The following is a 22335-nucleotide window of genomic DNA, read 5'->3' as shown; positions in this document are numbered from 1 at the left end:
TCAGTCCTCGTCAGCGGAGAGAAGGTGGAGGTGGCGGGTTGCCTGGGCGATGTCATCGCTCAAGGAGCGGTCGCCGGGCGCCTGGGCGGCGCGGAGGGGTTGGAGGGAATCGAAGAAGGAACCGAGATCCGAGTCGGCGGCCGGGGCCCGGCCCTGGAGCACCAGCGCGCGGACACAGGCCACCAGTTCGCACGCCAGCACGGTCTCGGCGGCGTCGAGGCACTGGGTGAGCTGCTCCACCGCTTGAGTGGAGAAGCTGGCGTGGTCCTCGGTTCCCCGGGAGATGACGACCGATCCGAGCGAGGCCGGCTGAGCGGCTGCGCGCAGGCGTGACAGCGCGGCGGCCGCGTTGTATTCGAGGACCATGATGCCGCTGTCACCAGGGTTCCCCTGGGCCAGAAAGGGCTGGAGACCGGTCATTCCGGGGTTCGACAGGTCACCGAGCCGGGCGAGCGAGAGATGCCCGACGCCGGACAAGGCCAGCTTCGTCTGATCCAGGGCGAGTGCCAGCTCCATGGTGTGGAAGTTGGCATTGTGGAACACGTCGGAGGCCTCGAGGGACACGAAGGGGTTCTCGGAGGCCGCGTTGAGCTCGATGTCCAGGACCTCTCCGAGCCGGTCGAGAGTCTGCTGGAACGCGCCTGCGACCGCGGGTAGTGCCCGGAACCCGTAGGAGTCCTGCACGCGCCGGGGCTCATGGTCCTCGCCCTGGAGAAGGGTCCTCAGACGCTCCGCGACCGTGAGCTGTCCTCGGTGCGGACGGGCCCGGTCGAGCTGGGGCGCGAACGTCTCGCTGGATCCACCCACTGCCAGGAAGGACAGGGCGGCGACTTTTTCGTAGCACGAGAGCCAGGCGTGCAGGCGGCCGGCGAGGAGGGCGGCCTGCGCCGTCGTCATCGCGTTGGTGGAGAGGAACGGCAGTGCGTCACCTTCGTGAGGCCACCACCGCCGGATCAGTGATCCGCCAGAGAGCTCCGACTCTCCCATGAGTCCGAGCGCGACCTCACCGAAGGAGCTGAGGTCTCCGGTGCCGATGGCCCCGAAGGCGTGGACGCGGGGGAGTTCATCGGAGGCGAGCGTGTCTTCCAGCGCCGGGATGATGTCCGGGTGCATCCCGGAACCGCCCTGGAGCAGCTGGTTGAGCCGTGCCAGGAGCCCGGCCCTCACCATTCGCGAGGGCAGCCAGCGTCCCGAGCCGGTGCCGTGGCTACGGAGGAGACTGAGGTCTTTTTCCGAATCTGAGGTGTCCAGGTGAACCGTGCGGTTGGCGCCGACGCCGGTGGTCCGGCCGTAGACCGGACGTTGCTGGGCGACCCGTGTCACGGTTTCCCAGGACACGGTCACCCGGCGTGCGGCCTCGGGATCGATGTCGACTCTGAGGGGTGTCCGGCTTCGACGGAACAGTTCCTGCCAGGTCAACGGTGCGTGGCCGAGCCGAAGGACCGGGTCGTGAAGAGGGGGTGGTTGGTGCATGTGCGTGAATCCTTGCGTCGCGATGCCCTGGCCGAGGGCTTTTCCCCGGGCTGTCCGAGGGGAAGGACCCGGCCCGCCCTCTCTGGCGTGATCCAGGTCATACTCCATTGAACGCGACGCGGCGGCCCCACGGGCGCTGTCCGCGGGAACACGTGTCTCGGATCTGAGACTTTAGCGGTCGGTGGAACGCGCCGTCCCCAGGCGTCTGGTCAGTTCGTGGGCGCAGTCCCTGACGGCTTTGGCGTACTTCGCACCCAGGGCCCGGACTTCTGAGGGGAGTGCGGAATCCACGGCGGTTTCGGGTTCCGGTGCCGCGATGTCCTCAGCGCGGACCGTCAGCGCGACGCTGGCGATGGGATGAGCGGAGCGGTCGAAGACCGGCGCCGCCACGGAGAACAGACCTCGCGTCACTTCTTCGCATTCCCAGGCGAACCCGGCCGTCCGCATGGAACTCAGCAGGGCGATCAGTTCGTCCACGGTCGCCGGGCCGTGGTCGGTGCGCCGGGAGAGGACGGTTTCACCCGCATAGATGGCGGCGACCTGAGCCTCCGGCATCCAGGCGAGCATGGCTCGTCCACTGGCCGTCAGATGGGCGGGAAGCCGGACGGCTTCGTGGGTGACCAACGACGGTTTGCGCGGAGCCTGCTGCTCGATCAGGTAGATCACTTCGCGGCCCCGCATGGCGGTGAGGTGGGCCGTGTTCCGTGATTTCTTCACCAGGCCCGCCATCGGATGGATGGCCAGACGCTGCAACGGCACCTGGCGCGCATAGCCCGTGCCGAGCTCGTGCGCCACCGCTCCGAGGGCATAGCGCCGCTCCTCTGGGAGGTGCGTGACGAAGCCTTCGCTGACCAGGGCCGTGAGGAGGTGATACGTGGTGGAACGCGGAAGCTTCAGCTCCCGCGCAATGGTCGAGGCCTGCACCGGCGCAGGCTGAGTGCCGATGAATTCCAGGACGGCCAGGACCTCATAGGCGGAGGGGACCTGTGATGCGCGCTTCTCAGCCATGCCTCATTGTCCCTCGCCGCGTGGACCTCGCCGCGTGGCCCACGCCGTCGAACGACGGGCGGCGCTTCACGGGACACGCCGTGGGCCGGCCCGGAGGCCGGCCCCCACGCAACGCCGGATCAGGCGATGGCGACGCCGGACTCCTCGAGCTCGTCAAAGGTCGGCTCCGGGTCATCCGCCACCGCGGCGGTCAGCTCGCGGAGGACCGTGACGGCGTAACCGGCCTGGACGCCGTCGAGGGCGGTCGCGCGGACGCAGTGATCCGTGGCGATCCCGACCACCACGATGTCCTCGACATCGCGTTCCTGGAGCCATTCGTCCAGGGACTCGCCGTCCTCGTCTTCCGAGGGCAGCGCGCCGGGCTGGCGGTCCCCGGTGGACACGGCGTCCTCAGGGGCGAGCAGCCCCTCGAAGCCGGAATAGGCGGCGGCGAAGCGGCCCTTGCGGAAGATCGCTTCGATGAACTCCTGGTCCAGGTCGTGATGGAGTTCCGCGCCGCTCGTCCCGGCGACGCAGTGGCGCGGCCAGGTGTCCTGGTAGTCCGGCTCGTCGGAGAAGTGGCTGCCCGGATCGACATGCCAGTCCTGGGTTGCCACGACATGGTCGTACAGATGGCCGTGATCGTCCAGGTATTCGCTGATGGCCGCGGCCAGGGCGGCTCCGCCCTCGACGGCCAGCGATCCTCCTTCGCAGAAGTCGTTCTGCACATCCACGATGATCAGGGCTTTGCTCATGGTGCCTCCTCGTAGAGGGTGGGAATGACCGGTTCTCCTCGCTGGAGCCTGTTCACCGCCGGCGGCATCTCGGCCAGGGACGCGGCATGCCGTTCGCGGGCGCGCGTCACCGCCTCGGGGCCCGTCCAGCCGGGGAGGACCTCTCCGCCCGCCACGAACTGCACGAGGAGCGGCCGGTCGTTGCCGTCGTTCTCGGGCTCGTGGCCGATGCCCACGAGTTCCGCGGTGGCCGTGCCCCGCTCGTTGAGCCGTCGCAGCGCGTACTTGCGGCCGCCGACGCTCGCCTTGTTCTTGGCGGCCTTGGCGACGGAGACGAACTCGCCGTCGTCGTTGGTGCGGCTGACGAGCTTGTAGACCATGCCCGCGGTCGGGGCGCCGCTGCCCGTGACCAGCGAGGTGCCTACACCGTAGGAGTCCACCGGGGCGGACTGCAGGGCGGCGATGGCGTACTCGTCCAGGTCGCTCGTGACCACGATCCGCGTGTTCACGGCGCCGAGCTCGTCCAGGAGCTGACGCACCCATTGCGCCTGCGCCACCAGGTCGCCGGAGTCCAGGCGCACCGCGCCCAGCTTGTCCCCGGCCAGGTCGACGGCCGTGCGGACGGCGGTCTCGACGTCGTAGGTATCCACCAGGAGAGACGTCTCCGGGCCCAGCGAGCTGAGCTGCGCGGTGAACGCATCGCGTTCGGTGTCGTGCAGCAGGGTGAAGGAGTGCGCGGCGGAGCCGAAGGTCTTCAGACCGTAGCGCAGACCGGCTTCCAGGTTGGAGGTGCTGACGAAGCCGGAGATGATGGCGGCACGGGCGGCCGCGACGGCGGACTCCTCGTGCGTGCGGCGGGAGCCCATCTCGATGCACGGGCGGCCCCGGGCGGCCAGCGCCATCCGGGACGCCGCCGAGGCGATGGCGCTGTCATGGTTGAGGACCGAGAGGACGTAGGTCTCGAGGATGCACGCCTCGGCGAACGTCGACTCGATCACCAGCAGCGGGGAGTTGGGGAAGTACAGCTCGCCTTCGGGGTAGCCCCAGATGTCGCCCGTGAAACGGTAGGACGCGAGGAAGGCCAGGGTCTTCTCATTCACCACGCCGGTGCTGCGGAGGAAGTCGAGTTCCTCGGGCCCGAAACGGAAGTTCCGGATGCCCTCCAGGAGACGGCCCGTGCCCGCGACGACGCCGTAACGGCGGCCGTCCGGAAGGCGACGGGCGAAGACCTCGAAGACGGAGCGCCGCTGGGCGGCGCCTGACTCCAGAGCCGCCTGCACCATGGTGAGCTCGTAGTGGTCGGTATACAGCGAAGCGCGGGGTTGCTGCCAGGGTGTACTCACGCATCACACTTTATCCCCACGCCGTGATCCGGCGCTGGTCCATTCCGCGCCCGGCGCCGGGCGACCCGCCGGGGACACGGTGGGTCCCGGACACTGCCTAGAATGGACTAATGAATCCCACAGCCACGGCAGAGGTGCGGCTTGCCGCCCTGACGGACCCGGAGGTCCGTGAGGAGCAGGGCCTGGAGGAACGGACGCTCACGGACACCCCGTGGAATCTGGTGGTCTGGAATGATCCCGTGAACCTCATGAGCTATGTCAGCTACGTGTTCCGGAGCTACTTCGGTTACTCCCAGAAGAAGGCCGACCGGCTCATGATGGAAGTCCACCGCAAAGGCCGCTCGATCGTGGCCCACGGGGGCCGGGAGCGCATGGAACAGCACGTGGTGGCGATGCACGGGTACGGCCTCTGGGCCACCGTGGAACGAGCCGGCGCCGGTGGAAAGGGACAGCATGGCTAAGACATTCGTGCCGGGCAGCCGGGGCATCACCGGTTTCCTCGAGGAAGAGGAACGGGAACTCCTGCGGAAGCTGTTCTCCGACGTCATCAGCATGCTGGAGCCCGAGGCCCTGGACTCCGAGGATCCGCTGGTGGCGCTGGTCGGCTTCGACCCCCACATCGCCCCTCCGTCGGATGCCGCGCTGCGCCGCCTCCTCCCGGACGGCGTGAAGGACGACGACGAGGCCGCCCTCGAATTCCGCCGCTTCACCGAGCGTTCGCTGCGGGAGAGCAAGATCGGCGCGCTGCGTGCGGCCTCCCTGGCGCTCGAAAGCAATGAGCTTCACCTGGATGAGAACCAGGCCCGGAACTTCGCCATGGCCCTGAACGACGTGCGCCTGGTGGTGAGCGAACGCCTCGGCATCCGCACCCAGGATGACGCCGAGGCGGTCCACGCCATGCAGGAGTGGTCGGACGCCGATGACTTGGAGACCTACCTCTCCGTGGTCTACAACTTCGTGACCTGGCTTCAGGACTCCCTGGTCCAGGCCCTCAGCTACAGCCTGGATGCCGGCTCGTCCCGGGCCGGGAAGAAGGGCGAGGGGGAGGGCCGCGCATGAGTCTGCCGGGTTCCGAGCAGCTGCTGTCGGCCGCGAACGAGGCCACGCAGCTGCCACGCTCCGAGCGTCCGATCGGGATCTTCGACTCGGGTGTCGGGGGTCTGACCGTGGCACGGTCCGTGATCGACCAGCTGCCCACCGAAGCCGTGCTGTATGTCGGGGACACCGCCAACGGCCCCTACGGCCCTCTGCCGATCGCGGAGGTGCGGGCCAACGCCCTCGGCATCATGGACGAACTCGTCGACTCGGGCGTGAAACTCCTCACCATCGCCTGTAACACGGCGTCGGCGGCCGTGCTCCGCGATGCCCGCGAACGCTATGAGGCCCGCTACGGCATCCCCGTGATCGAAGTCATCCAGCCCGCGGTGCGCCGGGCGGTCTCCTCGACCCGGAACGGGCGGATCGGCGTGATCGGGACCTCCGCCACGGTGGGGTCCCGGGCGTACGAGGACACTTTCGCGGCGGCCCCTGACCTGGAGGTCCTCTCGGTGGCCTGTCCCGAGTTCGTGCCGTACGTGGAGGAGGGCATCACGACGGGGCCGGAGCTTCTGGCGCTCGCGGAGGATTACCTGGCTCCGCTCAAGGCCGCAGGCGTGGACACGCTGGTGCTCGGGTGCACGCACTACCCCTTGCTCACCGGCGTCATCTCCTACGTGATGGGGGAGGACGTCACCTTGGTCTCCAGTGCCGAGGAGACGGCCAAGGACGTGTACCGTTCACTCATCAGGCACGGTCTGGAACGCCAGGACCCGGCCACTCCGAAGCACCATTTCGTCGCGACGGGTGACGCCGACGGGTTCGGGAAACTGGCCCGTCGATTCCTCGGACCGGAGGTGGTCAGCGTGGAGCATGTGGATCATGTCTCGGCGAGCTATCCCACCGGAAGCCTGGCGAAGATCACACCGGAGATGCTGGAGGCGGCACGGGCGGCGGCCCGGCAGCCGCGCATCTCCCACTTCGTGGCGAAGGCCACGGCGGACGGGGGACAGGGATGAAGCTGACCATCGTGGGCTGCACGGGGAGTTTCCCCGGGCCCGGTTCGCCGGCGTCGTGCTATCTCCTGACCGCAGACAGCGGTGGACGCCGCTGGAAGATCATCCTGGACCTCGGCAGCGGCGCCCTCGGCTCGCTCCAGCGGTACACGGATCTCGAGGACATCGACGCGATCTTCCTGAGTCACCTGCACCCGGATCACTGCATGGACCTGTGCGGACTGCACGTCGCGGTGCACTGGAAGCCCGGTGGCTGGGACCGCGGCCGGATCCCGGTCTGGGGACCCGAAGCGACGGCGGACCGCCTGGCCACGGCATACGGCCTGGAGCTGGATCCGGGCATGCACGAGGACTTCGACTTCGGCTCCTGGACCGTGGAGAAGCCGGTCCAGGTGGGCCCGTTCACCGTCACGCCCTACGCCGTGAACCACCCGATCGAGGAGGCGTACGCCCTCCGCGTGGAGTGCCGTCAGGAGCTCGAGGACGGGACCGTCAAGGAGACCGTGCTCAGCTATTCGGGTGACACGGACAGCTGCCCCGCACTGGTCGAAGCAGCCCGCGACGCCGATCTGTTCCTCTGTGAGGCGGCCTTCCAGGAGGGCCGGGACGACGCGATCAAGGACGTGCATCTGACCGGCAAGAGGGCAGGCGAAGCGGCCGTCGAAGCGGAGGCCAAGCGGCTCCTCCTGACGCACATCCCGGTCTGGACGGACGCGAACACCGTGCTCGCGGAGGCCAAGGAAGTCTTCGGCGGCGGGGTCTCGGTGGCCGTGGCGGGCGTGCATTACGAGCTCTGACCGCCCGCGATAGGCTTGGTGTCATGACCCCCAACCTTTCGAACGAGTCATCCCTGCCCGCCACCGTGGTGCGCGCCGACGGGCGCAGCCCCGAGCAGCTGAGGCCCATCAGCATCACCCGCGGCTGGTCCAACCAGGCCGAAGGGTCCGCGCTGATCGAGTTCGGCAACACCCGGGTGCTGTGCACCGCGTCCCTGACCGAAGGGGTGCCGCGCTGGCTCAAGGGGGAGGGCCGCGGCTGGGTCACGGCCGAGTACGCCATGCTGCCCCGTGCCACCAACACGCGTTCCGACCGTGAGTCCGTGAAGGGCAAGATCGGCGGTCGCACGCACGAGATCTCCCGGCTCATCGGCCGTTCGCTGCGCTCCATCATCGACACCAAGGCACTGGGCGAGAACACCATCGTCCTGGACTGCGACGTGCTCCAGGCCGACGGCGGCACCCGCACCGCGGCGATCACCGGCGCCTTCGTGGCGCTCGCCGAGTCCATCCGCTTCGCGCGGGAGAACAAGCTCATCGCCCCGAAGGCCAAGCCGCTGACCGACACGATCGCCGCGGTCTCCGTGGGCATCATCGACGGCGTGCCGATGCTGGACCTGCCGTATGTGGAGGATGTGCGCGCCGAGACCGACATGAACGTGGTGGTCACCGGTGGCGGCAAGTTCGTGGAGGTCCAGGGCACGGCCGAGGGCGCGCCGTTCGACCGGGACGAGCTGAACCGTCTCCTGGACCTGGCCCTGATCGGCACGAGCCAGCTTGCCGCGATCCAGCGGGAGACGCTCGGGGAAACCCTGGACGGCATCCTGTGACGGCCCCCGAGTACACCGTTCCCGACGGTGCCCGGCTGGTGCTCGCCACCCGCAACGCCGGCAAGCTGAACGAACTCCGTGACCTCCTGCGCGGGCAGGTGCCCGGCCTGGACGTCGACACCCAGGTGATCGACGCCGCGACGGCGGGCGTGCCGGACGTGGTGGAGGACGGCACGAGCTTCGCCGAGAACTCCCTGCTCAAGTCGCGCGCCGTGGCGACGGCCACCGGGCTGCCGTCCATCGCGGACGACTCGGGCCTGAGCGTGGACATCATGGGCGGCGCCCCGGGCATCTTCTCCGCCCGCTGGGCCGGCCGCCACGGCGACGACCAGGCGAACCTCGATCTTCTGCTGGCCCAGCTGGGGGACATCGCCGAGCCGCACCGCGGCGCCGCGTTCGTCTGTGCCGCCGCACTCACGGTGCCGGGGGCGGACGAGGAGGCGTACGACGTCGTCGAATACGGCACGCTGAATGGCACCCTGCTCCGTGAGCCGCGCGGCGACGGCGGCTTCGGCTACGACCCCATCCTGCAGCCGGAGGGCGAGACCCGCAGCTGTGCCGAGCTGAGCCGCGAGGAGAAGAACGCCATCAGCCATCGCGGCAAGGCGTTCCGTGCCCTGCTGCCCGCGATCGTGAAGGCACTGTCCTAGCCGCTGATCTGGCTGATCTGCCGGTGACACACGAGAGCCCCCACTGGGATCCAGTGGGGGCTCTCGTGTGTCCGGGGCCGGACAGGGTCCGCGGCAGGACTCAGGCCTGTCCGGACTTCCTCTTGTCCAGGTAACCCCGGATGCCCTCGATGAGGATCGGCAGGACCGAGACGAGGACGATCGCGATGAAGATCAGGTCCAGGTTCTTGGAGACCCACGGCACGCGGTCGCCGAGGATGTAGCCGAGCAGGGTGACGCCGCCGCCCCAGAGGACGCCGCCGATCACGTTGAAGAGGAAGAACTTCTTCCGGTCGTACTCCGCGACGCCCACGATCACCGGGACGAAGGTGCGGATGATGGGCACGAAGCGGGCCAGGATCAGGGCCTTGCCGCCGTGCTTTTCGAAGAAGACATGGGCCTTCTCGACGTTCTCGTGCTTGAACAGCCGGGATTCGGGCCGGTTGAAGAGTGCGGGGCCGGCCTTGCGGCCGATCAGGTAGCCGCACTGGTTGCCGATGATCGCCGAAATGACCACGAGGGTGATCAGGGCGACGATGTTGAACTTGATGGTTCCGGTGGCCACGAGCAGGCCGGCCGTGAAGAGCAGGGAATCACCCGGCAGGAAGAACCCCACCAGCAGGCCGGTCTCCGCGAAGACGATGCCGCAGACCAGCAGGACCACCCACGGCGCCAGCGCCGGGTCGGCCAGGAAGATCTGCGGGTTCAGCCAGTCCGGCAGGAAGGAAGCGGTCGGTACGGGTACACGCGCCATGGCGTGCAGGGTATCGGCGGCAAAAGAGGCATCAATCACCGTCCCAGCCTACGGGTCCCCACTGGGGTTTCGCTGGACGTTCGCTCCATGGGCTTGCGTGACGGGTTCGGTGGTTCTATGGTTAGTTACATGAGTAATGAACCAACGTGGTTGGGAGGCGCGCCGTGATCGACGATTCCGGCCCGATCTTCCTCCAGATCGCCGCGCTCATCGAGAACGACATCGTCTCGGGCGCGCTGCCGGAGGAATCCCAGGTGCCCTCGACCAATGAGTTCGCCCAGTACTACCGCATCAATCCGGCCACGGCTGCCAAAGGAGTGAACACCTTGGTGGAAGAAGGAATCCTGTACAAGCGCCGCGGCATCGGCATGTTCGTCGCCGCAGGAGCGCGGGACAAGCTGCTCGGCCGCCGCCGGGAGCATTTCAAGTCGCAGTTCGTGGAGCCGCTCTGCCTCGAGGCCGGAAAGCTGGGCATCGCCCGCGCCGAGCTCCTGGCGATGCTGACCGCGGCGCTGGACGACGGGACGGCCGAAGGCCACGACACGAGCACGCAGGGGAAGGCATAGCCATGAACGAACAGACAGTGGTCCAGGTGCGCGGCCTCGGCCGGAGGTACAAGGACGTCACCGCCCTGGAGGAGGTGGATCTGGAGTTCCGCGAGAACAGGATCTACGGCCTGCTGGGGCGCAACGGGGCGGGCAAGACCACCCTGATGTCCATCCTGACCGCGCAGGGTTTCCCGAGCAGCGGCACGGTCCGCGTGTTCGGCGAGGATCCGTATGAGAACGAACGGGTCCTGCGCAGGATCTGCTTCATCCGTGAGTCTCAGAAGTACCCGGATGATTTCACCCCCGCGCAGGCGTTCAGGGCAGCCGCCCTGTTCTTCTCGGACTGGGATCAGGCCTTCGCCGAACGCCTCGCCGAGGATTTCCAGCTGCCTCTCAAACGGCGGATCAAGAAGCTCTCGCGGGGCCAGCTCTCCGCCGTCGGGATCGTGATCGGCCTGGCGAGCAGGGCGGAGCTGACGTTCTTCGACGAGCCGTACCTGGGCCTGGACGCGGTGGCCCGCCACCTGTTCTATGACCACCTGGTCAAGGACTTCGCGGAGCATCCCCGCACCGTGGTGCTCTCCTCCCACCTGATCGACGAGGTGGCCAACCTCCTGGAGCACATCGTGGTCATCGACAGGGGCCGGATCATCATGGACGACGAGGCGGAGGAGATCCGTGGTTCGGCCGTCAGTGTGGCGGGTCCGGCCGACGTGGTCGCCGCCTTCGTCGGGGGATATCCGGTCCTGTTTGAAGAGCGCCTGCTCAACACGGTGTCGGTGTCGATCGCCGGACGGCTCAGCCCGATGCAGCGCCGCGAGGCGGCCGAACTGGGGCTCACGCTCGGACAGGTCTCGCTCCAGCAACTGGTGGTCCACGCCTCCCTGTCCGCTCGGGGCGCGGAGAGCTCATTGAACGACGCCGCCGGCTCCGGCCGCGGCACGGACAGCAAGGAGGTGGCCCGGTGAACAGGGTCCTGGCGGTCAGCCGCATGCAGCTCATCAACAAGTGGACGTTCCTGGGGATCCCGTCCGTCATCCTCGGCGGAGCCTTCGCCCTCTGCCTGGCGCTCTTCGCCATCATCCCCGCCGGCCCGAAGTTCAGCGGTGGCGCGCCCTTCGCGCCGCTCTGGTACTTCTTCGCCCTCGGGATCCAGAGTCTGACGCTGACGTTCCCGTTCTCGCTCGGCATGAGCGTCACCCGCCGGGCCTTCTTCCTCGGCACCTACGTGACGTTCACCGCGGTGGCGCTCGGCATGGCCGTGATCTACGGCATCGGCACCCAGGTGGAGCTCGCGACGCACGGCTGGGGGATGGACGGCTACTTCTTCCGCGTCCCGTTCCTCTTCGACGGGCCGTGGTGGCAGAGCATGATCGTGTCCTTCGTGATCACGCTGTTCTTCTTCACGCTCGGTTTCTGGGGCGCCACGCTCTACAAGCGCTGGGGTGTCACGGGAGTCCTCGTGGTGAGCATCGGACTGGCTCTCCTGGTGGTGGCCGCGATCTTCGTCATCACGCTGGGCGGGTTCTGGGGCGCGGTGGGCGACTTCCTCGTCCAGATCTCCATCCTGGGTCTCTCAGGAATCCTCGCGCTGCTGGCGGCGGCGATGGGACTGGGCGCGTTCCTCACCATCCGCCGTGCAGTGCCCTGACGGGCCGCCTGAGTGCGAAAGGCCGGACGGCGTGACCTCGCCGGATGGCCTGACCCGGAGGACCGGCACGAAGGCGTAGGCTTGAGGAGTGCCCCTGAATTTCACCGCGATCGACTTCGAGACCGCGAACGGATTCTGGGGCTCTCCTTGTGCCCTGGGGATGACCCGGGTCCGCGACGGCCTCGTGGTGGAGGAGGACTGCTTCCTCATCCGGCCGCCCGCGGGGCATGATCATTTCGACCCCCGCAACATCGCGATCCACGGCATCCACCCGCACGAAGTGGCCGGGGAGCCCCGCTTCCTGGAGCTGTTCCCGCGCATTCAGGAGTTCATCGGGGATGACGTGGTGGTGGCTCACAACGCCGCCTTCGACCTGGGCGTCATCGACGCCGCGCTGAGGGTTTCGGGGGAGCGCGCACCCCGCTACCGCTACGCCTGCACCGTGGTGCTCTCCCGCCGCTGCTACAGCCTGCCATCCAACTCGCTGCCGTTCGCGGCTCACCAGGCGGGCGTCACCCTGGTCAATCATCACGACCCGGCGGAGGACGCACGGGCTTGCGCGGGCATCCTGGTGGACATCGCCACCCGGCAGGGCGCCGGCTCGGTCGAAGAGCTGTATCAGGGCCTCGGCATGGCGTTGCCGCAGACCTCGGGTGTGCCGACCCGCTGAGACCGGGGTCCGCTGAGTGCCGTGTGCGCAGTACCGTCGCCGCAGTGCGGGCCGCTCTGCGAACTCCTCTGCGTCTTACTCCTCTGCGCCTTACTCCGCGACGAGCCGGGCGAGTTCGTCCGCGATGTGCTCCACCACGTCCAGACCCGTGACGCCTCTCAGCCAGGCTTCCGGAAGCGCCTCCTCGCCGTACAGCACCCCGAGGATGTTGCCGGCCAGGGACGCCGTGGAATCGGAGTCACCGTCGTGATTCACCGCCAGTGCGACGGCGGCACGGAAGTGCCGCTGGGCCTGGGCCGCGGCGGACTGCCCGGCAGCCTGCTGAGCCTGCGCGGCGGGGGTGCCCGGCGTCGTCGTGCCGGAAGCATCACCCGTGGGCCGGGTGGCCAGCACGGCGTACAGCGCGATGGCGAGTGCTTCTTCAGCCACCCATCCCTCGCCGAGCTCAGCGCACAGCCGTTCGGGCGTCAGAACGCGGCCCTCGGCGGCGAGCTCCAGGGCGCGGGAGACGCGGAGCAGCAGAGCGGGGTCGGTCGCGGTGTCCTTCCGGAGCCGCGCCGCCAGCGCGGCGGCCGCGTCATCGAGCGATGCCCCGAGCAACAGTTCATGAACGAGGAGCGAGAAATGCGCGGCCGACTGCCGGGCGGACGGATGCCCATGGGTGAGGGACGCGGCGTCGGCGCTCAGGCGCAGCACTGCCTCGGGGGCCAGTTGGGGGACCAGGCCGAACGGGGCGGACCGCATGACGGTGCCGCAGCCCTTGCTGTCGGGATTGACGGGGCGGGCCGGGGTGCCCATCTGCCCGGTCGAGAGGCCTGTCAGGCAGGCGTTGCCGGGATGGCGCTGATGGCGGAGGATCTCCTGGTCGTCGATCCAGCGGGGCTGAGGGTGCGGCGCGGAGTCCGGCAGCTCGACTCCCTGAGTCTCCAGCCAGCGGAGATAGGCGAGCCAGACGCAGGCCAGTTCGTCGGCGGCGACCCCGTCCCGGGCCCAGGCGAGCACTTCCGAGAGGCCGTCCGCGCTGTACAGGGTCATCTGCGTGTCATCGGAGAAGTCGACGGGACCGCTCAGCTGCTCGAACCCCTGCAGTCCCTCGGCGCCGAAGCGCTCGCGGATGACGGGGGTCCGGTCGAACTCGACCACGTAGCCGAGAGCGTCCCCGAGGGCGCCGCCCAGGAGTGAGCCGCGGATCTTCGATGCGATTGCCATGGTGCCAATCTATCGTCCCGGAAGGGCGCCCGGCGCGCGGCCCGGCGTCGCTGCGCCGGTACCCTTGGTTCATGCGACAACCTCGGTGGCGGCAGCGTGGCACTGCCCCTGACTACCGCTTCTCCCTGGCCAATGAACGGACCTTCCTGGCATGGCTCCGGACGTCGCTGGCACTGCTCGCCGGAGCCGTCGCCGTCGACCAGCTGGCGCCCGGGATCGCCCCGGTGTTTCTTCGCATCACGCTGTGCGTGGTCCTGGCGCTGATCGGCGCGGGACTGGCCGGGATGGCGTACCGCCGCTGGGCTCAGGCCGAGGACGCCATGCGTCAGGGGCGGGAACTGCCGTTCTCCTGGATCCTGCTGGTCATGAGCGTGGTGGTGGTCCTGGCCGCGATGGTCCTGGCCGTGCTGATCGTGGTGCGGCACTGAGCATGGACGACACCGAGCGGGACCCGGGGCTCCAGCCGCAGCGCACCGCGCTCGCCTGGCGACGGACGCTCCTCTCCCTGCTGGTGGTGGACTTCTTCATCCTGCGGTCCTGGCTGTTCCCCCGTGCCGACGGGAGTGGCGCCGTGACCGTGGCGAACGGCGTCGCCGTGGCCGCCGCGGCAGCCGCCACCGTCGTGGTGTGCACCTTCGCGGTCCTTCGCGTGCGGCACCTGCGCGACGGCGAAGGGGCGCCCCGGGCGCTCGCCGTCGCCGGCAGCTCAGCGGCCGTGTGTCTTCTGGCCTGCTGTGCGGTCGCCGTGATGCTGGTGCGCTGAGGGGGAGTGATCCTCGATGTCCGCAAGCCAGCCCCGGAGGACCGCGGACACCGCGGCGGGATCCTCATACGGAGCGAGATGGCCTGCGTCGTCAAGAACGGTGACGTCCGGGCTGCCGGCAAGAAGCGATTGGAGCCGGTAAGCCTGCTCGAGCGGGATCCACGGGTCCTGTGCGCCCCAGCCGATGCGGGTGGGGCAGCGGACCGACCCGAGGCGTTCGGCCAGGGGCCGGGTGTCTTCCGCGCTCAGCGACGCGATCTGCCGATAGAACGCGGCTTGACCCGGCTCACCCAGCCAGGGTGACACGAGCCGGTGAATGTCCTCAGCAGGGAGGTCTCGGGCCAGCGCTCCGGAGATGTACTCCCTGACCAGGGCGGCGTGGAGGCTGGGTGGAAGCTCCGAGAAGACCCCGGAGTGATCCGACACCAGGCGGAAGAATGGGGACCCCCACGGTTCGAGCGTGACGATGTCCCACAGCAGGAGATCCGAGTACTCCGCCCCGTGGAGGAGGTGGGCGCCGAGCGCGACGGCCCCGCCGATGTCGTGCGCGACGACATGAGGCCGGTCGAGTTCCCACCGGTCCAGGAGCCGGACGAGCCGGGGCGCCTGAGCCCGGAGGCTGGTGGACACGGACGGACCCATCGCGGAGTCGCCATAGCCGGGCATGTCCCAGAGGAAGACACGATGGTCCCGCCGCAGGTCCTGTGCGACAGCGCCCCAGACGGCGGACGACCAGGGCGTGCCGTGGCAGAACACGATGTCACCCCGGGATGGCCCGGACGGTTCCAGGACGCGCGTCGCGATGGCGTGGCCGTCAACGGTCACGATGGTCGGTTCCGGCAGGACTGGTTCATGGATGCTCATGAGGCCACGGTAAAATCTCAGGTCAACCTGAGGTCAAGGAAAGGTGGTCAGGGATGAAGATCGGGATGGCCGCGAGAGAAGCCGGGGTCGACATCCACGTGCTCCGGCACTGGGACGAGATGGGCGTCGTCGTGCCGGACCGGGCCCCGTCGGGACACCGGGAGTACACGTCCGATCAGGTCACCCGGCTGAGCGTCGTGCGGGCGTGCCAGGGGGTAGGGATGAGCCTTGCGGAGATCCGGCTCATCCTGCATCGCGATGAGGCCGGGCGGGCCGAGGTCATCGGACACCGGCTGGCACGGATCCGCTCGCAGCGTTCGCAGCTGGAGGACGCCGAGCGATTTCTCGAACATGTCCTCGGATGTACTCATGATCTGCTGTCGAGATGTCCGGACTGCACGCGATATGCGTCGGGCGGCATCCCGTCCTCGTGAGCGTCCAGCGCCTGCCCCGGACTTCGGAGAGCTCAGCCCGGGGACCCCTGGCACTAGCGTCCAGTGCCTGCCCCGGACTTCGCAGAGCTCAGCCCGGGGACCCCTGGCACTAGACTTACAGCTACAGGGGGTTCCCAGGCAGTGATGCCATGGTGAGGGGGCCCGCGTGGCCGGAACCTTGCCGCGCACCACATCAAGCTGACATTCGAAGGACAGGACATTCATGACTTCCGTCGACGCTGAGCGCGCCGAAACGGCCATCCGTACGATTCCCGGCAGCGGACAGAAGCCGGCGCACAGCCTACTGCTGCGCGCCGGAGCCGAGGTCCTGGGCACCTTCCTGGTGGTCCTGGCCGGTGCGGGCGTAGTGATGTTCACCAACACCTCACTCGCGCTGTTCCCGGGCCCCATCGCCACCGGTCTGGCGACCATCGCGGCGATGTACGCCCTGGGGCGCGTCAGTGGCGGCCATTTCAACCCTGTGCTGAGTCTCGCCTCCGCCGTCGCCGGACGATCGGCCTGGCGTGACGCGATCGTCTACCTTCTCGCACAGCTGGTCGGCGCCCTGGGCGCCGCGCTGGCGCTCGCGGCCGTGCTCCGCAACATCCCGGGCATCAAGGTGGACAGCTCGTTCCGCTTCGTCGCCGCGGGCTACGCCGAGCATTCGCCCTTCTCGGTGCAGCTGCCCGGCGTCCTCCTGGTGGAGATCGTCGGCGCCGCCGTGCTGGCCGCCGTGTACCTCGCCGCGAGCAAGGACGGCAAGAACCGCAACATCCCCGCCGCCGCCGTCTCCGTGGGCCTGGCGCTCGCCGTTCTGGGACAGTTCGCCCAGGGGCTGTCCAACAGCCAGTTCAACCCGGTGCGGGCCCTGGCCACGGCCATCTTCGCCGAGCCGTGGGCCCTTCAGCAGCAGTGGCTCTTCTGGGTCGCACCGCTCGCCGGCGCCCTGCTGACGGGCATGGTGGCACGCCTCATCAGTGTCACCGGCGCCGACCTCGCGGCAGCGGAGGAGGTCCGCGCCGCGGAGGCCGGCCTGCCGGCGGAGGCCGGGACCGGCGTCGTCGCGCCGGAGGCCTCTCAGGAGGTCGTGCAGGAGACCGTGGTGGAGGAGGCTCCTCAGGAGAAGGCCGACGGCGCTCGCGCCGCCGCCGAGCATGAGGAGGCCCGGGACTTCTTCGACAAGAAGTAGCCCGCTTCCCTCTCCGCAGGGGCCGCCGACCACGAGGTCGGCGGCCCCTGCGCGTTTCCGGCGTCAGCCGTCCCCGGCAGGACGCGGCGCGTGCCGCAGGGCCAGATCCTCGGCGAGACGGCGGATGACGTCGCGGGCGCCGTCGGGGGAGAGGACCTCCAGATGGTCCCCGAACTGGAGCAGTTGCCGCACCGATTCGAGGTCCGGATAGTGCAGCACCGCGGTGCACCAGCCGTCCTGATCCGCGGCTTCCGAAGGATCGACGGTCTTCAGCCGGGACCCGAGGATCCGCCGGGCCAGGTCGAGCCGGTTCGCCCGCAGACGGACCGTGACGCGCACCCGGCCCGATGACTCGGTGCGTTCCTTCAGGGCCGTCCACGCGGTCCGCAGGGTCTCGCCGTCGCGCAGTCGTGCCGGGGCCTCCAGCATCCGGTAGTCCGCGAGCCGTTCCAGGGCGAACAGGCGGCCCTCCCCGTCCGCGTCCGCTATGAGGTACCAGCGCCCCGATTTCGCGACGATTCCGTACGGGTCCACGTCGAGTGAGGACGGCTGGGCTTCCGCGCTGCGCCGGTACTCGATCCGCAGGCGGTTGCCGGTGCGGAGAGCCCAGGCGAGATCCGCGACGTCGGCTCCCGCGCCGGGATCGGCGAACCAGGCCGTGCTCTCGACATGGACCAGATCGGCCAGGCGGGCCAGCTGCCGGGTTCCCGGGTTCGCGGCGGCCCGCGCGGCGATCTTGTGTGCTGCCGCCTGGTGCGCGGCGGACAGTCCGAGAGCGTCGAGCTGCGCCGCGTCCAGCCCCGTCAGAGACAGGGCTTCCAGCTCCTCCGGATCCAGGTGGGAGGCGTTGAGCCGGGCATCGGAAAGGAGGACGATCCCGCCCGCGCGTCCGCGTTCCGCATACACCGGAACCCCGGCCGCGGAGAGCGCCTCGACGTCCCGCAGGATGGTCCGGCGAGACACCTCCAGGCGCTCCGCGAGCTCCGTGGTGGTGACGCGCTGGCGGACCTGGAGCAGGAGGAGGAGATGCAGCAGCCGCGAAGCCTTCATGGACAGCAATCCTCGCAGAAAAGGTGACAGAAGGTGTCGTGTTTAGAGGATCTGATGGTCCTGTACCGATCATCAGCGACCCGAGGAGATCTCATGTCTGCACCGAATCTGTTCCTGTTCTACGTCCGCGATGCCGAGGCTTCCACCGCCTTCTACAGCGATCTGTTCGACATGGCGCCCACCTTCACGAGCCCGCGCTACGTCGCGTTCGAAGCCGCCCCGGGCGTGCTGTTCGCCCTGTGGACCGGCCGCAGCGAGCACGCCGTCCCGGGCACGCCGCGGACGAGCGAGATCGGGCTCATGGTCCCCGGCTCGGCGGAGGCCGTGGATGCGATGTACGCGCGGTGGGCCGCGAAGGGGGTCACGGTCCTGGAGGAGCCGCATGACGACGTCTTCGGACGCACCTTCGTCATCGCCGACCCGGACGGCAATCTGATCCGGGTCTCGCCGGTGGACTAGGCGCCCGACGTCGGCAGCCCGCCCGGGGCCGCCCGCGCTACTCCAGCGTGGGCTGCTCCGGAGCGTCCGGCCGGGACAGCTCGGCGAACTTGGCCGCCATGGTCGGATTGCCGCGGGTGAGCTTCTTGATGGTCACGTCCTGCGCCTTGTCATTGGCCAGCCGCAGGTTCCGCTCCGATCCGAGCAGCGACTCCTTGACCTTCTGCAATTGCGCGATCGACTTGTCGATCTGGTCGATGGCCTCGTGGAAGCGCCGTGACGCCAGCTCGTAGTTCTTGCCGAAGCGGCTCTTGAAGTCCTCCAGCTGGTCCTCGAACTCCGTGATGTCGATGTTCTGAGCCCGGACGAGTTCCAGTTCGGTCTTGTACTTCAGCGAGTTCAGCGCGGCGTTGCGGAGCAGGGTGATGATCGGGATGAAGAACTGCGGCCGCACCACGTACATCTTCGGGTAGCGGTGGGACACGTCCACGATCCCGCCGTTGTACAGCTCGCTGTCGGCTTCGAGGAGGCTGACCAGCACGCCGTACTCGCAGCCCTTCTCGGCGCGGTCCCGGTCGAGTTCCTTGAGGAAGTCCTCGTTCTTGTGCTTGGTGGCCGTGCCGTCGTTCTCGTTCTTCATCTCGAACATGATGGAGACGATCTCGGTGCCGTTCTCATCGCTGTCGCGGAAGATGTAGTCGCCCTTGCTGCCGCTCCGCGCGTCGTTGTCCTTCTCGAAGTACGCGCGCGGGAACGCTGTGGCCCGCAGGCGGTTGAACTCGGTCTCGCAGTGCTGTTCCAGCGTCTCGCCCACCATCTTGGTGGACAGCCGGGCCTTCATGTCCCGCAGACGCTCGATCGCGTCGTCCCGGTCCCTGAGCTGGGTCTCGTACTTGTCCTTGAGCGCCTGCTCCGCGAGCTTCTTCTCCAGGGCCGCGCGGTCCAGCTCGTTGCGCAGCGCATCGCGGTCCTTCTCGACGTTGCCCACCGCTTCGGTGATCGCCAGCCGCCGGGCGGTCTCGCCGGCGTCGAGCTTCGCCTTGAGGCTCTGGATCTCCGCGTCCTTGGCGGCGGCCGCGGCCTGCAATTCACTGCGCAGCTTCGCTTCGAGCAGTTCGGTGGCGGTCTGCTGGTCACGGCGGGCCTGCTGGAGCTCACTCTGGAGGGTGTCGCGCTCTTTTTCCAGACCGCCCAGGGCCTCCGCGACAGCGAGGCGGCGCGCGGTCTCCTCGGCTTCGAGCCGTGCCTTCAGATCCTGGATCTGGGAGTCTTTGGCGCTGGCGGACTTCTGAAGCTCCTGGGCCATCCGCGACTCGGCGAGTTCCACAGCCGCCGCTTTGTCCTTCTCGGCCAGCTCGAGCCGCTGATGCAGCTGCTCCTCGAACTCGCGGTCCCGGACCTGCCGGACGATCTCGGCGTAGCCCGCCTCATCGATCGTGAAGGCCTTCCCACAATGGGGGCAAACCACCTCGTGCATGTGCGCGTTCCTTCCACGTCGCCAGGATGCATTCGCAGCCCTCAGCCTATAGCGGACGGCCGACACTCTGACGCGCTGCGTGGACGGGAACGCCGGTATACTGGAGGGAGTACAAAGGGTCGGGCGCATCGGGTGGCAGGGACGGTGCGCACTGCGTTCTGCAGTATCACCTTTCAGGAGTCCTGCGCATGACAGCACCCTCCCGTACCTCTGAAGACCGCCCCTCCGTGGCGGCATCCCCGGTCTCCGCCTGGGAGCGCATCGTCGGCATGTTCCGGCAGTACGCCCAGCTTCCGCGTCTCAGCGGCGGCTGGTACATCTTCCTCACCATGCTGGCCCGCCTTCCGCTGGCCATGCTCACCATCGGCACCATGAGCCTGGTCACCGCCGTGACCCATTCCTACGCCTCGGCCGGCCTGGCCGCCGGAGCGGTCGGCATCGGCTCCGCGGTGGGCGCGCCCTTGGTCGGCATGCTCGCCGACCGCCTGGGCCAGCGTCCCGTGCTCCTCGGCTACGCGGCCGCCAACGTCGTCTCGCTCGCCCTTCTTCTGGGCGCTTGCCTCACCTCGCAGGAGCCCTCCGTGCTGTGGATCGTGGTGGCGGCCTTCGCGGGTGGCTTCACGTCTCCGCAGGTCGGGCCGCTCTCCAGGGTGCGCTGGCTCGCGCTCATCGGACGGAAGCGTGGCTCGCGTGCCGGCATGAACGACGTCGCCATGTCCTTCGAGGGCACCACGGACGAACTCACCTTCGTGCTCGGCCCCGCCCTCGTGGGAGTCCTGGCGGCGTTCCTCGCCCCCTGGCTGCCGCTCGCGCTCGCCGCGCTGCTCACTCTGGTCCTCGTCCCGCTCTTCGCCCTTCACCCGAGTGTCACCGCCGTCCAGGGGACGCGGAACGCGCCGGCCGGGACGACGACGGCGGAAGCCCCCGACGGCGCGGCCCGCCTGCGTCTGGCGATGGTCGCCGTCGCCGTGCTGGCCATGGTCTGCATGGGCACCTTCTTCGGCGGCACCCAAGCAGCACTCAGCGCCTTCGCCGGTGAGTTCGCCAACCCGGAGCTCGCGGGCCTGCTCTACTCGGCCATGGGGCTCAGCTCCGCGGTCATGGCGCTGTCCATCGCCGCCTGGCCCGAGAAGTTCCGCCATGGTGCGCGGTGGGTGTTCTGCGCCCTGCTCCTCACGGCGGGCAGTGCGTTGCTTCTCCTTCCCCTCACCCTCGGCAGCATCATCCCGGTGCTGCTCCTGCTGGGTGTCGCGGTGGGGCCGCTCATGGTCACCGTGTTCGCGATCGGCGCCCAGGTGGCCCCCGCGGCGCGCATGTCGACCGTCATGACCGCCCTCTCGAGCGGGATCGTCGCCGGGACGGCTCTCGGTTATGCCGTGGCGGGCGCCGCGGCGCAGGCCGGCGGTTCGCATCCGGCGTTCCTGGTGTCCGGGTCGGCCGCGCTGCTGCTCATGCTGCTCGGCCTGGTGGCCGGGCGGATCCTCAAGGCCCTGTCGCGCTGAGTGCGCTCCCCGTTGAGTGCTCAGTAGTTGCGGGTCCTGGGCGTCTGAACCCGCAACTACTGAGCACTCAACGCACGGAACGCGGGAGAGGCAGGGTCAGCGCGCCAGAAACTCGAGCGCGGCTTCCTTGAAGACCCGGCTGGTGACGGCGTTCGTGTGATTCCGGCCCGGGATCAGCAGGGTCTCGGCGTGACCCCCCGCCTCCTCGACCAGAGCCGCGAGGGTGGGGAGCGACGCCGCCCGGGGATCCTCCGAACCCGCCGCGAGGAGCACGTCCTGATGGGGCACGGCGTCCTCCGGGTCGAACGGCTCGACCTTCGCCGCCTCGATCAGCTGCAGGAACGCGAAGATGTTGTTGCTCGGCACCAGCTGAGCCATGGTGAGCAGCGCCGCAGTGGACGCGTCGGCGATCGGAGTGCCGTCGGCGAGGTGACGCTGAGCGGCCACGACGTCGAACTCCGCGAGCGGGTCGTTGTGGCTCGGGCCGCCGAGCACCGCGCGCCGGACGAGCCCGCGCTGTGTGCCGGCGATCTCCCAGCCGATGCGACCGCCCAGTGAGTAGCCGATGACGTCGAGGCCGCTGCCTGGGTCGCCGTCGCGCAGGGGCCGGGCCCCGACGTCGGTCACGGCCTGCAACAGATCGGCGCGGATCTTGCCGGGGGAGTAGGAGTCCATGTCGGCGGGCGCCTCGCTGTGTCCGTGGCCGGGGAGGTCCACGGCGATGGCCCAGCGGCCGACTTTCAGGAGGTCCCGGATCCAGCCGCTCTGCACCCAGTTGAGCTCGATGCTGGACGAGAAGCCGTGCACGAGCAGGATGGGCGGCAGGCCGGCGTCGGTGTCAGCGCGGAACACTTCGACGTTCAGCCCGGGGTCGCGTCCCTCCACGGTGTGCGGCTGGTTCTGGCCTGCGTGCCGGGTCATGTC

25 protein-coding genes and 1 pseudogene are annotated in these 22335 nt (G+C 68.8%); 16 read left to right on the top strand and 10 right to left on the bottom strand.

The annotated features are described in order from the left end of the window. The 4 genes from QFZ52_RS09735 to QFZ52_RS09720 form a co-directional block, all read right to left on the bottom strand. Entirely contained in the window at window positions 1–1473 is a 1473-nt protein-coding gene (locus QFZ52_RS09735) for an aromatic amino acid ammonia-lyase (protein WP_307497418.1), read from the bottom strand. Window positions 1474–1644: 171 nt separating this feature from the next. After that, window positions 1645–2481 (bottom strand): IclR family transcriptional regulator, encoded by an 837-nt coding sequence (locus tag QFZ52_RS09730; RefSeq protein WP_307497417.1) that lies wholly within the window; start codon window positions 2479–2481, stop codon window positions 1645–1647. 119 nt (window positions 2482–2600) lie between these two features. Then, window positions 2601–3215 carry an isochorismatase family protein gene (locus QFZ52_RS09725; protein ID WP_307497415.1) on the bottom strand — a complete coding sequence of 205 codons (615 nt, stop codon included), beginning with the start codon at window positions 3213–3215 and terminating at the stop codon, window positions 2601–2603. Then, window positions 3212–4537, bottom strand: a complete 1326-nt coding sequence (locus QFZ52_RS09720) for a nicotinate phosphoribosyltransferase (protein ID WP_307497414.1) — start codon at window positions 4535–4537, stop codon at window positions 3212–3214. The genes QFZ52_RS09725 and QFZ52_RS09720 overlap by 4 nt, the downstream gene beginning before the upstream one ends. A 110-nt stretch (window positions 4538–4647) precedes the next feature. Here QFZ52_RS09720 and clpS point away from each other — a divergent pair, with 110 nt between their 5' ends. The 6 genes from clpS to rdgB are packed head-to-tail and all read left to right on the top strand — an operon-like array spanning window position 4648 to window position 8844. Continuing rightward, on the top strand, window positions 4648–4998 hold the full coding sequence (gene clpS / locus QFZ52_RS09715; protein ID WP_208189260.1) for an ATP-dependent Clp protease adapter ClpS: 351 nt from the start codon (window positions 4648–4650) through the stop codon (window positions 4996–4998). Continuing rightward, complete coding sequence (locus QFZ52_RS09710; RefSeq protein ID WP_307497411.1) at window positions 4991–5596, top strand: DUF2017 domain-containing protein; 606 nt, start codon at window positions 4991–4993, stop codon at window positions 5594–5596. Before clpS ends, QFZ52_RS09710 begins: the two co-directional genes overlap by 8 nt. Beyond that, window positions 5593–6591 carry a glutamate racemase gene (murI, locus tag QFZ52_RS09705; protein ID WP_307497410.1) on the top strand — a complete coding sequence of 333 codons (999 nt, stop codon included), beginning with the start codon at window positions 5593–5595 and terminating at the stop codon, window positions 6589–6591. Before QFZ52_RS09710 ends, murI begins: the two co-directional genes overlap by 4 nt. Continuing rightward, a complete protein-coding gene (locus tag QFZ52_RS09700; protein WP_307497408.1) occupies window positions 6588–7385 on the top strand; it encodes an MBL fold metallo-hydrolase in 798 nt (265 codons plus the stop codon). The genes murI and QFZ52_RS09700 overlap by 4 nt, the downstream gene beginning before the upstream one ends. A gap of 23 nt (window positions 7386–7408) precedes the next feature. Further along, entirely contained in the window at window positions 7409–8194 is a 786-nt protein-coding gene (gene rph, locus QFZ52_RS09695; RefSeq protein ID WP_107002769.1) for a ribonuclease PH, read from the top strand. Beyond that, complete coding sequence (rdgB, locus tag QFZ52_RS09690; protein WP_307497407.1) at window positions 8191–8844, top strand: RdgB/HAM1 family non-canonical purine NTP pyrophosphatase; 654 nt, start codon at window positions 8191–8193, stop codon at window positions 8842–8844. The genes rph and rdgB overlap by 4 nt, the downstream gene beginning before the upstream one ends. A 100-nt stretch (window positions 8845–8944) precedes the next feature. On the opposite strand, the gene QFZ52_RS09685 is transcribed toward rdgB, so the two are convergent. Beyond that, a complete protein-coding gene (locus QFZ52_RS09685) occupies window positions 8945–9616 on the bottom strand; it encodes a DedA family protein (protein WP_307497406.1) in 672 nt (223 codons plus the stop codon). 164 nt (window positions 9617–9780) lie between these two features. On the opposite strand from QFZ52_RS09685, the gene QFZ52_RS09680 reads away from it, so the two are divergent. The 4 genes and pseudogenes from QFZ52_RS09680 to QFZ52_RS09665 form a co-directional block, all read left to right on the top strand. Next, on the top strand, window positions 9781–10182 hold the full coding sequence (locus tag QFZ52_RS09680; RefSeq protein WP_307497405.1) for a GntR family transcriptional regulator: 402 nt from the start codon (window positions 9781–9783) through the stop codon (window positions 10180–10182). Between the two features lie 2 nt (window positions 10183–10184). Next, window positions 10185–11132, top strand: coding sequence for an ABC transporter ATP-binding protein (locus QFZ52_RS09675; protein WP_307497404.1), 948 nt, complete (start codon window positions 10185–10187; stop codon window positions 11130–11132). Further along, window positions 11129–11815, top strand: coding sequence for a hypothetical protein (locus QFZ52_RS09670; RefSeq protein ID WP_307497402.1), 687 nt, complete (start codon window positions 11129–11131; stop codon window positions 11813–11815). Before QFZ52_RS09675 ends, QFZ52_RS09670 begins: the two co-directional genes overlap by 4 nt. Before the next feature lie 88 nt (window positions 11816–11903). After that, window positions 11904–12461 (top strand): annotated as a pseudogene (locus QFZ52_RS09665) (3'-5' exonuclease); the annotation flags it as partial. Between the two features lie 114 nt (window positions 12462–12575). Here QFZ52_RS09665 and QFZ52_RS09660 read toward each other — a convergent pair. Next, window positions 12576–13694: an ADP-ribosylglycohydrolase family protein gene (locus QFZ52_RS09660; protein WP_307497401.1), complete on the bottom strand. Its 1119-nt coding sequence runs from the start codon at window positions 13692–13694 to the stop codon at window positions 12576–12578. A gap of 71 nt (window positions 13695–13765) precedes the next feature. On the opposite strand from QFZ52_RS09660, the gene QFZ52_RS09655 reads away from it, so the two are divergent. Together QFZ52_RS09655 and QFZ52_RS09650 are read left to right on the top strand one after the other, a co-directional pair. After that, window positions 13766–14122 (top strand): YidH family protein, encoded by a 357-nt coding sequence (locus QFZ52_RS09655; RefSeq protein ID WP_082723999.1) that lies wholly within the window; start codon window positions 13766–13768, stop codon window positions 14120–14122. Window positions 14123–14124: 2 nt separating this feature from the next. After that, the gene (locus tag QFZ52_RS09650) at window positions 14125–14457 is read left to right on the top strand and encodes a DUF202 domain-containing protein (RefSeq protein ID WP_307497400.1); all 333 of its coding nucleotides are present in this window, start codon (window positions 14125–14127) and stop codon (window positions 14455–14457) included. On the opposite strand, the gene QFZ52_RS09645 is transcribed toward QFZ52_RS09650, so the two are convergent. Beyond that, window positions 14401–15321 carry an alpha/beta fold hydrolase gene (locus QFZ52_RS09645; protein ID WP_307497399.1) on the bottom strand — a complete coding sequence of 307 codons (921 nt, stop codon included), beginning with the start codon at window positions 15319–15321 and terminating at the stop codon, window positions 14401–14403. The two genes, QFZ52_RS09650 and QFZ52_RS09645, sit on opposite strands and share 57 nt — an antisense overlap. A gap of 53 nt (window positions 15322–15374) precedes the next feature. Here QFZ52_RS09645 and QFZ52_RS09640 point away from each other — a divergent pair, with 53 nt between their 5' ends. Together QFZ52_RS09640 and QFZ52_RS09635 are read left to right on the top strand one after the other, a co-directional pair. Beyond that, window positions 15375–15755: a helix-turn-helix domain-containing protein gene (locus tag QFZ52_RS09640; RefSeq protein WP_307497398.1), complete on the top strand. Its 381-nt coding sequence runs from the start codon at window positions 15375–15377 to the stop codon at window positions 15753–15755. A gap of 223 nt (window positions 15756–15978) precedes the next feature. Next, on the top strand, window positions 15979–16944 hold the full coding sequence (locus QFZ52_RS09635) for an MIP/aquaporin family protein (RefSeq protein ID WP_307497397.1): 966 nt from the start codon (window positions 15979–15981) through the stop codon (window positions 16942–16944). A 63-nt stretch (window positions 16945–17007) separates the two neighbouring features. On the opposite strand, the gene QFZ52_RS09630 is transcribed toward QFZ52_RS09635, so the two are convergent. Beyond that, on the bottom strand, window positions 17008–17994 hold the full coding sequence (locus QFZ52_RS09630; RefSeq protein WP_307497396.1) for a helix-turn-helix transcriptional regulator: 987 nt from the start codon (window positions 17992–17994) through the stop codon (window positions 17008–17010). 93 nt (window positions 17995–18087) lie between these two features. On the opposite strand from QFZ52_RS09630, the gene QFZ52_RS09625 reads away from it, so the two are divergent. Then, complete coding sequence (locus QFZ52_RS09625) at window positions 18088–18453, top strand: VOC family protein (RefSeq protein WP_307497395.1); 366 nt, start codon at window positions 18088–18090, stop codon at window positions 18451–18453. Between the two features lie 37 nt (window positions 18454–18490). Here the strand turns inward: QFZ52_RS09625 and QFZ52_RS09620 are convergent, their stop codons facing one another. Next, a complete protein-coding gene (locus QFZ52_RS09620) occupies window positions 18491–19909 on the bottom strand; it encodes a DUF2130 domain-containing protein (protein WP_307497394.1) in 1419 nt (472 codons plus the stop codon). Between the two features lie 188 nt (window positions 19910–20097). Here QFZ52_RS09620 and QFZ52_RS09615 point away from each other — a divergent pair, with 188 nt between their 5' ends. Then, window positions 20098–21411, top strand: a complete 1314-nt coding sequence (locus tag QFZ52_RS09615) for an MFS transporter (protein ID WP_307497393.1) — start codon at window positions 20098–20100, stop codon at window positions 21409–21411. A gap of 96 nt (window positions 21412–21507) precedes the next feature. On the opposite strand, the gene QFZ52_RS09610 is transcribed toward QFZ52_RS09615, so the two are convergent. Further along, entirely contained in the window at window positions 21508–22332 is an 825-nt protein-coding gene (locus tag QFZ52_RS09610) for an alpha/beta fold hydrolase (RefSeq protein ID WP_307497391.1), read from the bottom strand. Window positions 22333–22335 lie beyond the last annotated feature (3 nt).

It is taken from the genome of Arthrobacter woluwensis, assembly GCF_030816155.1.
Classification (GTDB): Bacteria; Actinomycetota; Actinomycetes; order Actinomycetales; family Micrococcaceae; genus Arthrobacter_E; species Arthrobacter_E woluwensis_A.
This window is presented reverse-complemented; position numbering and strand designations above follow the sequence as displayed.